This window comes from Streptomyces capparidis, assembly GCF_054782095.1.
On record NZ_BAAGTD010000018.1, the window covers coordinates 133,368 to 145,595 of the forward strand.

Below are 12,228 nucleotides of genomic sequence, written 5' to 3' on the forward strand. Positions count from 1 at the left end.
TATCCGCACGCAACCGTTGGGAGCCCCACCCGTGCCGTCGTCCCTCACTGTCCGCGTCCCCGCGAAGGTCAACGTGCAACTGGCCGTCGGCGGGCCCCGCCCGGACGGCTACCACGACCTGGCCACGGTCTTCCTGGCCGTCGCGCTGTACGACGAGGTGACGGTCACCGAGGCGGACTCCCTGCGGGTGACGGCCTCCGGCCCCTACGCGCACCGGGTGCCGGTGGACGACACCAACCTGGCGGCGCGGGCCGCCCGCCTGCTCGCCGCCCGGCACGGCCGGGAGGCGGCGGTGCACCTGCACATCGCCAAGGACATCCCGGTGGCGGGCGGCATGGCCGGCGGAAGCGCGGACGGCGCGGCGGCGCTGGTCGCCTGCGACGCGCTGTGGGGGCTGCGCACCCCGCCGGAGGAGCTGCACGCCATGGCCGCCGAGCTGGGCAGCGACGTGCCCTTCGCCCTGCTCGGCGGGGTGGCGCTGGGCCGGGGCCGGGGCGAGCACCTGGAACCCGTGCCGGCCGGCGGGGTGTTCCACTGGGTGTTCGCCGTCGCCGAGGGCGGCCTGTCCACGCCCGCGGTGTTCCGCGAGTACGACCGGCTGCGCGCCGACCCGCCCGCGCCCGCCCCCTCCGCCGCCCTGCTCCGGGCGCTGCGCGCCGGCGACCCCACCGCGCTCGGCCCGCTGCTGGGCACCTCCAACGACCTCCAGGCCGCCGCCCTGTCGCTGCGCCCCGAGCTGGCCGCGACCCTGCGCGCCGGCACGGAGGCGGGCGCCCTTGGCGCCCTGGTCTCCGGCTCGGGACCCACCTGCGCGTTCCTGGCCAAGAACCCGGAGTCCGCCAACGACGTCGCGGAGGCCCTGCTGACGTCGGGCACCTGCCGGGCGGTGCGGGTCGCCCACGGGCCGGTGCCGGGGGCGGGGGTCGTGGGCTAGCCAGGGCCTGCCCGGTCGCGGGAGGGGGCGGCGGAGCTCAGCGCCCGTGGATCGTGGAGAGGAAACTCCGGGTGAACCCGGCCCCGAGGTAGAGGCGTTCGGCGGCCGAGCCCACCTCCACCTGGAGGCCCAGCACGGTCTCGCCCCGCCGGTGGGCGTCGTGGCGGATCCTCTCCAGCAGCAGGCCGGCGAAGCCCCGGCGGCGGTGCCTCGGGGACGTGGCGACGGCGTAGATCCCGGTGACCCCGCCGGCGGCGACCGTGAGGCCGACGGCGGCGGGTTCGCCCCCGCGGCGCAGCAGATAGAAGGTCTGCGCCGGATCCGCGTGGTTCCGCAGGGCCGTCTCGCGGAACAGGGCGCGCCACCACCCGGCGTCCCGGTCGTCCGGCGAAAGGAAGCCCGCGGCCTGCGTCTCGGCGAACGCCACGGCGTCCTCGTCCGAGGCGACCACCGCGACATCGACGCCCTCGGGAAGTCCGGGCCGGCCCGGTGTGACGGGTGCCTCCATGTACGAAAGCCGTCCGGCCGGGGTGAAGCCGAGGTCCCGGAGCCGTCCGGGCCACGACGGGTCGTTCCAGGGGAACGCCCGCACGCACCGGACCGACTCGGGGACCTCGGCGGAGGCGGCCAGCGGCGTCCAGCAGGACAGGAAGTCGGCTGTGCCGACCAGTTCGATCGAGGTGGCCGTCCTGCGGAGCGAGCCTCGGTGCGCGGCCATGAACGCGAAGTGGTTCTCCGCGAGCGCCGGCAGCACGGTGTGGTCGGCTGTGGGCATGCGGCCACCCTAGGGGGTCCGGGGGGCGTCAGGCGGCGCCCGCGTCGACCAGCGCCTCCCCCACCCTGGTCCGCGCGTACAGCACCTCGCGGCCCGTGCGGTGCGCCGACACCAGGCCCGCCGCCTTCAGGGCCGTCAGGTGCTGGGAGACGCCGCCCGCGGTGAGGCCGGTGCGGCGGGCGAGGGCCGTGGTGGAGGCGGGCGCGGACAGCTCGGCGAGCAGCAGGGCGCGGCTGCGGCCCAGCACCCGGGCCAGGGCCTGCGGCACCGGCCGGGCGGGGGGCTCCCACAGGGTGCCCACGCCGCGCGGCGGGTAGCGCAGCGTGGGCTGGCGCTCGTCGGTGCCGACGGTGGAGAAGATCCGCGGCCACACGAACGCGGACGGCACCAGCAGCAGGCCCCGGCCGTCGAGCCGGTGCGCGCCGCGCACGCAGCGGTGGGTGAGCTGGAGGGTGCCGGACTCCCAGGTCAGTTGCGGGTCGAGGTCGGCGAACAGGCGGCGGGCGCCGCCCTCGGCGAAGTGCCGGGCGCGGTGCAGCACGTCCCCTTCGAGCAGGGACGAGATCCGGGGCCAGTGGGGCGCCAGGGCGATCTCCCAGTAGGCGGCGATCACGTCGGCCAGGCGGTCGAGGGCCCGCCCCGGGTCCGCGCGCAGGGCGGCGACGCCCGCCTCGGCCTGCGGGGTGGACGTGCGCAGGGCCTCCGGCGGGGTGGCGCGCAGCACCGCGAGCTCCACCTCGAGGGAGGGCTGCGGGGTGGTGGGCGGGGGGACGAGGAAGCCGGGGATGCCGGTGGTGGGGACGGGCACCAGGCGGGTCAGCGGGGACAGGTCCAGGCCCGAGGCGGCCAGCAGCGGGCGGACGCGGTCGGCCCAGCGGCGGTGCAGGCCCTGCTCGTCGGCTCCCTTCAGCACCCGGACGCTGGCCACGACCTCCCACAGCGGGGAGACGGCGAAGCGGGTGCGGGCGACGTCCTCCGCGGAGAACTCGATGTCCAGGGTCCCACCGACGCGCTCGACCCCGTGCTCAGGTACCACCATTTCGCCGAGACTAAATCATTGGGGACGGCCGCGCGGCTGCGGCAGCCTCACCGGCATGGTCATCGCGAGTCCCTGGCGCAGCCCCGGCTTCCGGGCGCTGTTCACCGCCTCCGCGCTCAGCCAACTGGGCGCCAACGTCGGCTATGTCGCCGTCCCGCTGGTCGCGGTGGTGGCGCTGGACGCGGGCCCGGGCCAGGCGGGGCTGCTGGCCGCGCTGAGCTGGGCCGCGTTCCTGGTGATCGGCCTGCCCGCGGGGGCGTGGGTGGACCGGGCGCGGCACCGCCGGGTGCTGGTGGCGGCGGACCTGGCGCGGGCCGCCCTGCTCGCCTCGGTGCCGGTGGCGTGGTGGCTCAACGCGCTGACGCTGGGCCAGCTCTACGCCGTGGTGCTGCTCAACGGGTGCGCCACGGTGTTCTTCGACGTCGCCGCGCAGAGCCACCTGCCCCGGCTGGTGGAGCGCGAGGCCCTGGTGCGGGCGAACGCCGCGGTGGTGAGCCTCCAGGCGGTGGGGAACGTGGCGGGCCGGGGCGCGGGCGGCGGCCTGGTGCAGTTGCTGGCCGCCCCGGCGGCGGTGGCGGTGACGGCCGTGCTGCACCTGGCGTCGGCGCTGCGGCTGGCCGGGGCGGCGGAGGCGCCGCGGGCACGGGAGCGGCGACTGCCGCCCGCCCGGCTCGGGGCGGCGGTCGCCGAGGGGCTGCGCCATGTGCTGGGCCACCCCGAGCTGCGGGCGCTGGCGTTCACCGCGTCGCTGACCAACCTCGGCGCGCAAATCGTCAACACCCTGCTGCCGCTGCTGTTCACCCGCGAGCTGGACCTGCCCGCCGGGGTGCTCGGCCTGTACTGGGCGGCGGGCGGGGTGGGCCTGCTGCTCGGCGCGCGGTGCGCCGGGCCCGCCGCCCGAAGGCTGGGGCACGGCCGGGTGCTGGGCCTGATGGGGCTGTGCGTGGCGCCGGCCGCGCTGGCCGTGCCGCTGATCGGCCGGGGCGGCTGGCTGTGGCTGGCCGGGGCGGGGTGGCTGGTGGTGATGGTCAAGACCGGGATGGACAACGTGCTCGGGGTGTCGCTGCGGCAGCGGCTGACCCCCGACCCGCTGCTCGGGCGGATGAACGCCACGTTCCGGTTCATGCTGACCGGTGCGCTGGCGGTCGGAGCGGCGGTGGCCGGGGTGCTGGGGGAGCTGGCCGGGGTGCGCGCCGGCCTGTGGGTGGGCGGGTGCCTGCTGGCGGTGGCGTTCTGGCCGGTGTTCGCCTCCCCGGTGCGCCTGCGCCGCACGCTGCCGCCGCACCCGGCGCCCGCGAAGGGCCCGGCCCCGGCGGCGGCACCGTGAGGGCTCAGGCCGCGGCGGGCTCCTCCCCCGGCTCGTCCCGCACCGTCAGGCACGCCGTCCACAGCGGCATCAGCCACAGCACGGCCACCGCGGCGCCCGCCACGGCCGGGGCGGGCACGGGCACCTCGGCGACGAGGGACACCGCGAGCGCGAGGCCCGCCACGGCCAGGGTCGCCCGGTGGGCGAGGGTGTGCACCCGGCCGCGCTCGGCGAGCTGCCGCTCGTCCAGGACGCGGGCGCGCAGCTCCAGCAGGCCGCGGGTGGCCGCGTTGACGGCGCCGGTGGTCACGCACCACACCAGGACGAGGAAGGGCAGGGTGGCCAGCAGCCCCGGCCACTCCTTCAGGGCGAGCACGTTGGCGAAGGCGGCGGCGGTGAGGACGACGTGGGCGGCCACCAGCAGGCGGCGGCGCACCGCGGTCGCGGAGACGGCGTGCAGCCGCGGGTCGTTCATCGTCCTGAGCAGGTACCGGTCGTAGCGCGTGGTGGCGGTCATGGCTTCTTCCCCGTTCGGTAGACCTCGTCCGTGAGCGGGCGGAACGGCTCGAGGGAGAACAGCGCCTCCACCGGGAGGTCGAAGTACTCCGCGATCCGCAGCGCCAGGTGCAGGCTCGGGTTGTACTCGCCGCGTTCGATGTAGCCGATGGTCTGGTAGTGCGCGCCGACGGCCTCGGCGAGCCGCTGCCGGGAGACCTTCCGCTCCGCCCGCACCACGGCGAGGCGGTTGTGCACCTGCTCACTCATGTATAAGAAGTACTACATTCGGAGGCAGGAGGACAACAGAGCGCGGGAGAGAACCGCATAAATGCGCGACGCGGTCCCACCGGCGGGTGACCGTGCCGGTGCGCCGGGTGAAACCATGGCCCCATGACGGCGGAGGAAAGCGGTTCCTGGGAGCGCCAGGAGCCCCACATCGACCGGAGCACCTTTGAACTCGGCACGGACGGGCCGAGGGTCCTGGTGGTCGGCGTCGACGGCTCGGAGACCTCGATCCGGGCCGCCGCGTACGCGGTCGGGCTCGCCCGCCGCCAGGGGTCGCGGCTGGTGTTCGTCTACGTGCAGGCCTTCTCCGGCGCGGCCGGCCTCACCCCCGGGTCGGCCGCCCTCATCGCCGGCAGCCAGGACGAGCTGGCCGAGGAGTTCGCCCGCGACATCCGCGCCTACATGGACGAGCTCGGCATGCGCGCCTGGGAGTTCCGCACGGTGCGCGGCGACGTGTACGCCGAGCTGGCCCGCACCGCCGACGCCGAGCTCGCCGACGGGGTGCTGGTCGGCTCGTCCATGAAGGCGGGGCACCGGGTGGCGGGCTCCGTGGCGGTCCGGCTGGTCCGGGCGGGCAGGTGGCCGGTGACGGTGGTGCCCTGACCCGGTGCCGGCGGCGGGCCCGCGGACCCGGGCGGGCGGCCGCCCGTCAGACGGCCACCGAGCGCGGGTCGAAGCCGAACGGGAGCTCCAGGCGGTGCTCGCGCATCAGCGCCTCGTCGCACAGCAGGTCCCGGGTGCGGCCGTCCGCCGCGATGACGCCGCCCGAGAGCACCACCGAGCGCGGGCACAGCTCCAGCGCGTAGGGCAGGTCGTGGGTGACCATCAGCACCGTCACGTCCAGGGAGCGCAGCACGTCGGCGAGTTCCCGGCGGCCCGCCGGGTCGAGGTTGGACGACGGCTCGTCCAGCACCAGGATCTCCGGCTCCATGGCCAGCACCGTGGCCACGGCGACCCGCCGGCGCTGCCCGAACGACAGGTGGTGCGGGGGCCGGTCGGCGTGCCCGGCCATGCCGACCTGTTCCAGGGCGCGCTCCACCCGGGCGGCCAGCTCCTCGCCGCGCAGCCCGAGCGTGGCCGGCCCGAACGCCACGTCCTCCCGGACGGTGGGCATGAACAACTGGTCGTCGGGGTCCTGGAAGACGATGCCGACCCGGCGGCGGATCTCCTTCAGATGCGCCTTCTCCACCGGCAGGCCGGCGACGCGCACGGTGCCGCGGCCCGCCGTCAGGATGCCGTTCAGGTGCAGCACCAGGGTGGTCTTGCCCGCGCCGTTGGGGCCGAGCAGGGCCACCCGATCGCCGCGCTCCACCACCAGGTTCACCCCGAACAGGGCCTGGTGGCCGTCGGGGTAGGCGTAGGCGAGGTCCCGCACCTGGAGGGAGGGCGGGGGCGGGGTCGTCGTCACAGGGTCCACCATCCCATCAGGCACACGGCCAGGGCCGCGGCGGGCAGCGCGCAGGCGGCGGCCCACGCCGAGCGGGGCGCGGCGGTCCCGTCCAGCACCGGCATGGCGCCGGTGTAGCCCCGGCTGACCATGGCCAGGTGGACGCGTTCGCCGCGCTCGTAGGAGCGGATGAACAGGGCGCCCGCGCTCCTGGCCAGCACCGGCCAGGAGCGGACGCCGCGGGCGGCGTGCCCGCGGGACTCGCGGGCGATGCGCATGCGGCGCATCTCCTCGGTGATCACGTCCCCGTAGCGGACCATGAAGGACGCGATCTGCACCAGCAGGGACGGCAGGCGCAGCCGCTGGAGGCCGAGCAGCAGGGCGCGCAGCTCCGTGGTGGCGGCCAGCAGGACGGACGCGGCCACGCCGAGGGTGCCCTTGGCCAGGATGTTCCAGGCGCCGAGCAGTCCGGGCTCGCTCAGCGAGACGCCCAGCACCTCGGTGCGCTCCCCGGTCGCGAAGAAGGGCAGCAGCAGGGCGAAGGCCACGAACGGGACCTCGATCAGCATCCGCCGCAGCACCAGCCCCGCGGGGACGCGGGCGAGCGCGGCGACGGCGGCGAGCAGCGCCGCGTGGCAGGCGAACACCCAGTACGCCTCGCGGGGGGTGGCCACCACGACCAGCACGAAGGTGAAGGCGGCGGCCAGCTTGCAGTGCGGGGGCAGGCGGTGCACCGGCGAGTCGGCGGGCCGGTACAGCCGGTGCGCGTGCCCGGCTCCCATGGCGGGTCAGACCGTCCCGTCCCCGGCGGGCGACGGCCGGTCCGCGCCCGTGCCCCGGCGGCGGACCAGCCAGAACACGCCGGTGCCCACGGCCAGCGTCGCGGTGACGCCGACGACCCCGGCGATGCCGCCGGACAGGCGCGCGTCGTCCACGTCCTTCGTCTGGTAATCGGCCAGCGGGGAGTCGGCCAGGTCGTGCTCCTCGGCGCCCTTGTCGAAGCCCTCCTCCGCGGCGACCTTCTCCAGGCCGTCGGGCTCGCCGGACGCGTAGTAGCTGACGAACCCGGCCAGGAGCAGCGCGAGCAGGGCACCGGCGATCCACAGGGTGCGGGTGCGGACGCCGAAGGCGGTGCGGGGGGCGGTCACAGGGTCTCTCCCACGGTCTTGCCAGGGGCGGGGGCGCTCGGGGCGGACGGCGCGGGGGTGCTCGGGGTGGCGGGCGCGGGCGCGTCCCGCAGCTCCAGGGGCGCGCGCAGGTCGTGCGCGCCGTGCACCAGGTCGGGCCGGACGGTGAGCACGCTGCCCACGGTCAGCGCCGTGATCACGCCCTCGCCGATGCCGATGAGCAGGTGCACGCCGATCATCGACCCGGCCACCTGGCCGATCGGCACCTCGGTGACCCCGCCGACCGCATACAGCAGGGTGAACATCGCGGCGGCGGCCGGGACGGAGACGAAGGCGGCGGCGAACGACGCGGCGGTGATCGCCCCCCGGCCGCGCGGCAGCACCTTGACCAGCAGCCGGAAGGTGAGGTACGCCACGGGCACGCCGACGACCGCCATGTCGGTGATGTTGACGCCGAGCGCGGTGAGCCCGCCGTCGGCGAACAGCAGCGCCTGCATCAGCAGCACCACGGATATGCACAGCACACCGGTGTACGGGCCGACGAGGATCGCGGCGAGCGCGCCACCGAGCAGATGGCCGCTGGTGCCCGCGGCGACGGGGAAGTTCAGCATCTGGACGGCGAAGATGAACGCGGACACCAGGCCGGCCAGCGGCGCCGTCCGCTCGTCGAGCTCGCGGCGGGCGCCGCGCAGCCCGGCGGCGACGCCGAGCGCGGCGACCGCTCCCGCCGCGACCGACACCGGCGCGTCGATGAATCCGTCGGGTACGTGCATCTGGGGTCCTTTCCCCGGAACATCCCGCCCGCGGGTGTGATAGTGCGACCAATGGGTGTGTGAGCCTGCTGATGATAATGGCCTGTTGCGACCGACTTGCAATAGCTGCGGTCGTGCGTTGAGGGAGCGGAAGTCTCCTCCCGGGGCCAAGGGGCTCCGCCCCCTGGCCCCCACCGGGGCTGCGCCCCGGGCCCCGCTCGGGAGGGCGGTTCGGGGGGCGGGGCCTGGACCTGGGGGGACGGGTGGCTTGAGGGCGTGGGAGCGGCTGCTTGGGTTCCGTCGGAGCGGCTGGTAGGAGTCCCTGCGGGGAGTGGGCGCCTGGATTCCGCGGGAGCGGCTGCCCGGCTCCCGTGCGGCATCGCGGTCGCGGTCCGGGGTGGGGCGCTCCCCGGCCCGGCCTCCGGGTGTCCGAGTTGCCCGGTTCGGCCGGACGGCCGAGCATGGAGGGCGTGGCCTCACGGGCGTATCTGCGCTTTCCGCACGTGCGCGGCGAACTCCTCTCCTTCGTCGCCGAGGACGACCTGTGGCTGGCGGCCGTGCCACCGGCCGGACTGCCCGGGGACGGGACGGACGGGACCGGAACGGACGGGGCCGGGGCGGGCGGGACCGCCGCCGCCGGGATGGGGCGCGGGCCGCTCGGGAAGGGCGCCGCCCGCGCATGGCGGCTGACCGCCGACCGCACCCGCCTCGGCCGCCCCCGCATCTCCCCGGACGGCCGCCACGTCGCCTACACCTCCTGGCGCAGCCTGGACCCCGAGGTGTACCTCGCCCCCGTGGGCGGCGGCCAGGAGACCCGCCTGACGTACTGGGGCGGCACCGACGCCCGGGTGTGCCAGTGGCTCCCCGGCGGCGACGAGATCCTCGCCGTCTCCTCCCACGGCCAGCCGTTCTCCCACTACTCGTGGGCGTACGCCCTGCCGGCGACCGGCGGCCCCGGCCGCAGGCTCCCGCACGGCCCCGTCGGCGACCTGTACGCCACCGCGGCGCACACCCTGCTGCTCACCGACACGGCCCCGCACGACCCGCCCGCGTGGAAGCGCTACCGCGGCGGGTCCTCCGGGCGGCTGTGGCTGGACGGCGAGCGGCTGCTGCCCGCCGCCCCCGGCCACCTGTCCTGCCCGATGGTGGTCGGCGGCCGGGTGGCGTTCCTCTCCGACCACGAAGGCGTCGGCAACCTCTACTCCTGCCTGCCCGACGGCTCGGGGCTGCGCCGCCACACCGACCACGACGACTTCTACGCCCGCGACGCCGCCACCGACGGGCAGCGCGTCGTCTACGGCTGCGCGGGCGAGCTGTGGCTGGTCGAGGACCTGGCGGACCCCGAGGGCGCACCCCGCCGCCTGGAGATCGACCTGGGCGGGCCGCGCACCGGACGCCGCCCCCACCAGGTGCCGGCCGCCTCCCACCTGACCGGCCTGGCCTGCGACACCACGGGCCGGGCCAGCGCCGTGTGCGTGCGCGGCAGCGTGTACTGGCTCACCCACCGGGACGGCCCCGCCCGCGTCATCGCGGACACGCCGGGGGTGCGGGCCCGGCTGCCCGAGATGCTCGGCGACACGGGACGGGTCGCGTGGGTGACCGACGCCGCGGGCGAGGACGGCGTCGCGGTCGCCGGCACCCCGGGGCGCGCCGCCGCGCGGGCCGCCGCCGACGAGGAGCCGGACAGGGGCCCGGACGGCGCGCAGGAGCCGCGGGTGCTGGCCGCGGGCCGGGTCGGCCGCGTCCACGAACTGGTGGCCGCGCCCGACGGGCGCGCCCTCGCGGTGGCGGCCGACGACGGGCGGCTGCTGCTGGTGGACGCCGCCTCGGGAGACGTCACCGAGCTGGCGCGCTCCGACAACGGGCCGGTGCGGCACCTGGCGTTCTCCCCCGACGCGGCGTGGCTGGCCTGGTCCCACCCGCACCTGGGCCGCTCGCTGCACCGGATCCGGATGGCGTCCCTCGCCGACGGCACGGTGGTGGACGTCACCAGCGGCCGGTTCGAGGACGAGCGGCCGGTGTTCACCCGGGACGGCAAGTACCTGGCGTTCCTGTCCTGGCGCGGCTTCGACCCGGTGTACGACGTGCACACCGGCGACTACTCCTTCCCGCTGGGCAGCCGCCCCTACCTGGTGCCGCTGTCCTCCCGCACCCCGTCCCCGTTCGCCCTGCCCGTGGCGGGCAGGCCGCCCAGCGGCGGGCTCGACCCGGACGAGGCCGGGGAGGCCGAGCGGGTCGAGGTGGAGGTGGAGGGCCTGGAGTCGCGGGTGACGCCGTTCCCCGTCCCCGCGTCCAAGTACTCCTCGCTGGCCGCGGTCGCGGGCGGCCTGGTGTGGCTGCGCTGGCCGATCTCGGGGGCGCTCGGCGAGACGTACGCCAACCCGGCCGACACCTCGGGGCGGCCCGCGCTCGACCACTTCGACCTGGCCAAGGGCGTGCGCACCGAGCTGGCGGGGCAACTCGACTGGTTCGCCGTCAGCGGCGACGGCACCCGCCTGGTCACCGCCGACGAGGGCCTGCTCACCGTCGTCCCCGCCTACGAGCGCGACCCGGACGCGGCCGTGCTGGTGGACCTGCGCCGCATCCAGCACCAGGCCGACCCCGCCGCCGAGTGGCGGCAGGCCTACGCCGAGGCCGGGCGGATCACCCGGCACTACTTCTGGACCCCGGACATGGGCGGCGTGCCGTGGAGCGAGGTACTCGACCAGTACCGGCCGCTGGTGGACCGGGTGGCCTCCCCCGACGAGTTCGCCGACCTGCTGCGCGAGGTCCTCGGCGAGCTCGGCACCTCCCACGCCTACGTCACCCCGGCCCGCCGCAACGAGGGTCCGCCCGCCTACCAGCGGCCCATCGGGCTGCTCGGCGCCGACTTCGCCCGCGACGACGGCGGCGCCTGGCGGGTGACGCGGATCCTGCCCGGCGAGTCCTCCGACCCCCGGGCGCGCTCCCCCCTCGCGGGCACCGGCGTGCACGCCGGGGACGCGCTCACCCATGTGGACGGCCGGCCCGTGGACCCCGGGCGCGGGCCCTGGCCGCTGCTGGCGGGGGCGGGCGGCACCACGGTGGAGCTGACGTTCCGCCCGGCGGACGGCGGCAGCGCCGCGCACCGCGTCGCCGTCGTCGCCCTGATCGACGAGCGGCCGCTGCGCTACCACGACTGGGTGGACACCCGCCGCGCCCTGGTGCGCGAGCTCAGCGACGGGGCGTGCGGCTATCTGCACATCCCGGACATGGGCGGATCGGGCTGGGCGCAGTTCAACCGCGATGTGCGCCAGGAGATGAGCAGGCCGGCGCTGATCGTGGACGTGCGCGGCAACGCGGGCGGGCACATCTCGGAGCTGGTGGTGGAGAAGCTCTCCCGCCGCATCATCGGCTGGGACGTCACCCGGGGCGCGCAGCCCGTCTCCTACGCGGGCGACGCGCCGCGCGGCCCCCTGGTCGCCGTCGCCGACCACGCCACCAGCTCCGACGGCGACATGATCACCGCCGCGGTGAAGCTGCTGCGGCTCGGACCCGTGGTGGGCTCGCGCACCTGGGGCGGGGTCGTCGGGACGACCGGGCGGCACCGGCTCGGCGACGGCACCGTGGTCACCGTCCCCATGAACGCGGCCTGGTTCGAGGAGTACGGCTGGAGCGTGGAGAACCACGGCGTGGCCCCCGACATCGAGGTCCTGCGCACCCCGCGGGACTGGGCCGAGGGCCGGCACCCCCAGTTGGCGAAGGCGGTGGAGGTCGCGCTCGAGCTGCTGGAGCGCACCCCGGTGCCGTCCCCGCCCGCGGGCGCGTCGGGCCCCGACCGGCGCCGGCCGCCGCTGCCGCCGCGGTGAGGGGGCGGGCTGGGTCTCGGAAACGCTCGGTCTCGGAAACGCTCGGGGGCGCACCCTGTGGTGGGTGCGCCCCGGGGACGGAGCGGTTGCGGTGTGGTGCGCGGTGGGCCGGTCGCGGGGTCAGGCGGCGGTGGCGACGAGCCTGACGGCGGTCCCGCGGGTCTCGGCGATGGCCAGGATCTCGTCCAGGGCGCGCAGGGCGTTGGCGGCCTTCACGCAGCCGAACTCGCTGGTGAACCGGACCACTGCGCGGACCTGCGCCGGGGTGGCGCCTTCCAGCAGGGCCTGCTCGACGTGG

At 76.4% G+C, this 12,228-nt stretch carries 10 protein-coding genes and 1 pseudogene; 4 read left to right on the top strand and 7 right to left on the bottom strand.

The features are described 5' to 3' along the window. Positions 1-31: 31 nt before the first annotated feature. Complete coding sequence (locus tag ACYVO2_RS16925) at positions 32-934, top strand: 4-(cytidine 5'-diphospho)-2-C-methyl-D-erythritol kinase (protein ID WP_461008648.1); 903 nt, start codon at positions 32-34, stop codon at positions 932-934. A 37-nt stretch (positions 935-971) separates the two neighbouring features. On the opposite strand, the gene ACYVO2_RS16930 is transcribed toward ACYVO2_RS16925, so the two are convergent. Both ACYVO2_RS16930 and ACYVO2_RS16935 read right to left on the bottom strand, forming a co-directional pair. After that, positions 972-1,709 carry a GNAT family N-acetyltransferase gene (locus tag ACYVO2_RS16930; protein ID WP_461008649.1) on the bottom strand — a complete coding sequence of 246 codons (738 nt, stop codon included), beginning with the start codon at positions 1,707-1,709 and terminating at the stop codon, positions 972-974. 28 nt (positions 1,710-1,737) lie between these two features. Further along, positions 1,738-2,748: an ArsR/SmtB family transcription factor gene (locus tag ACYVO2_RS16935; protein ID WP_461008650.1), complete on the bottom strand. Its 1,011-nt coding sequence runs from the start codon at positions 2,746-2,748 to the stop codon at positions 1,738-1,740. Positions 2,749-2,803: 55 nt separating this feature from the next. On the opposite strand from ACYVO2_RS16935, the gene ACYVO2_RS16940 reads away from it, so the two are divergent. Continuing rightward, on the top strand, positions 2,804-4,075 hold the full coding sequence (locus ACYVO2_RS16940) for an MFS transporter (protein WP_461008651.1): 1,272 nt from the start codon (positions 2,804-2,806) through the stop codon (positions 4,073-4,075). A 4-nt stretch (positions 4,076-4,079) separates the two neighbouring features. Here the strand turns inward: ACYVO2_RS16940 and ACYVO2_RS16945 are convergent, their stop codons facing one another. Both ACYVO2_RS16945 and ACYVO2_RS16950 read right to left on the bottom strand, forming a co-directional pair. Then, complete coding sequence (locus ACYVO2_RS16945; RefSeq protein ID WP_461008652.1) at positions 4,080-4,571, bottom strand: hypothetical protein; 492 nt, start codon at positions 4,569-4,571, stop codon at positions 4,080-4,082. Beyond that, positions 4,568-4,819 (bottom strand): helix-turn-helix transcriptional regulator, encoded by a 252-nt coding sequence (locus ACYVO2_RS16950; protein ID WP_461008653.1) that lies wholly within the window; start codon positions 4,817-4,819, stop codon positions 4,568-4,570. Before ACYVO2_RS16950 ends, ACYVO2_RS16945 begins: the two co-directional genes overlap by 4 nt. A gap of 123 nt (positions 4,820-4,942) precedes the next feature. On the opposite strand from ACYVO2_RS16950, the gene ACYVO2_RS16955 reads away from it, so the two are divergent. Continuing rightward, entirely contained in the window at positions 4,943-5,440 is a 498-nt protein-coding gene (locus ACYVO2_RS16955; protein WP_461008654.1) for a universal stress protein, read from the top strand. 46 nt (positions 5,441-5,486) lie between these two features. Here the strand turns inward: ACYVO2_RS16955 and ACYVO2_RS16960 are convergent, their stop codons facing one another. From ACYVO2_RS16960 to ACYVO2_RS16970, 3 genes and pseudogenes are all read right to left on the bottom strand, one after another. Beyond that, positions 5,487-6,257 (bottom strand): energy-coupling factor ABC transporter ATP-binding protein, encoded by a 771-nt coding sequence (locus tag ACYVO2_RS16960; protein ID WP_461008655.1) that lies wholly within the window; start codon positions 6,255-6,257, stop codon positions 5,487-5,489. Continuing rightward, the gene (gene cbiQ, locus ACYVO2_RS16965) at positions 6,242-7,006 is read right to left on the bottom strand and encodes a cobalt ECF transporter T component CbiQ (protein ID WP_461008656.1); all 765 of its coding nucleotides are present in this window, start codon (positions 7,004-7,006) and stop codon (positions 6,242-6,244) included. Before cbiQ ends, ACYVO2_RS16960 begins: the two co-directional genes overlap by 16 nt. A 6-nt stretch (positions 7,007-7,012) precedes the next feature. Then, positions 7,013-8,124, bottom strand: a pseudogene (locus tag ACYVO2_RS16970) (energy-coupling factor ABC transporter permease). A 440-nt stretch (positions 8,125-8,564) separates the two neighbouring features. Between ACYVO2_RS16970 and ACYVO2_RS16975 the strand changes: the two are divergent. Beyond that, a complete protein-coding gene (locus ACYVO2_RS16975; RefSeq protein WP_461008657.1) occupies positions 8,565-11,930 on the top strand; it encodes a S41 family peptidase in 3,366 nt (1,121 codons plus the stop codon). The last annotated feature ends 298 nt before the right edge of the window (positions 11,931-12,228 follow it).

Excerpts from the sequence above, each read along its gene's own strand:
- ACYVO2_RS16930 (WP_461008649.1), bottom strand. The coding sequence starts at position 1,709 with ATGCCCACAGCCGACCACACCGTGCTGCCGGCGCTCGCGGAGAACCAC.
- ACYVO2_RS16935 (WP_461008650.1), bottom strand. The coding sequence starts at position 2,748 with ATGGTGGTACCTGAGCACGGGGTCGAGCGCGTCGGTGGGACCCTGGAC.
- ACYVO2_RS16940 (WP_461008651.1), top strand. The coding sequence starts at position 2,804 with ATGGTCATCGCGAGTCCCTGGCGCAGCCCCGGCTTCCGGGCGCTGTTC.
- ACYVO2_RS16945 (WP_461008652.1), bottom strand. The coding sequence starts at position 4,571 with ATGACCGCCACCACGCGCTACGACCGGTACCTGCTCAGGACGATGAAC.
- ACYVO2_RS16950 (WP_461008653.1), bottom strand. The coding sequence starts at position 4,819 with ATGAGTGAGCAGGTGCACAACCGCCTCGCCGTGGTGCGGGCGGAGCGG.
- ACYVO2_RS16955 (WP_461008654.1), top strand. The coding sequence starts at position 4,943 with ATGACGGCGGAGGAAAGCGGTTCCTGGGAGCGCCAGGAGCCCCACATC.
- ACYVO2_RS16960 (WP_461008655.1), bottom strand. The coding sequence starts at position 6,257 with ATGGTGGACCCTGTGACGACGACCCCGCCCCCGCCCTCCCTCCAGGTG.
- cbiQ (WP_461008656.1), bottom strand. The coding sequence starts at position 7,006 with ATGGGAGCCGGGCACGCGCACCGGCTGTACCGGCCCGCCGACTCGCCG.
- ACYVO2_RS16975 (WP_461008657.1), top strand. The coding sequence starts at position 8,565 with ATGGAGGGCGTGGCCTCACGGGCGTATCTGCGCTTTCCGCACGTGCGC.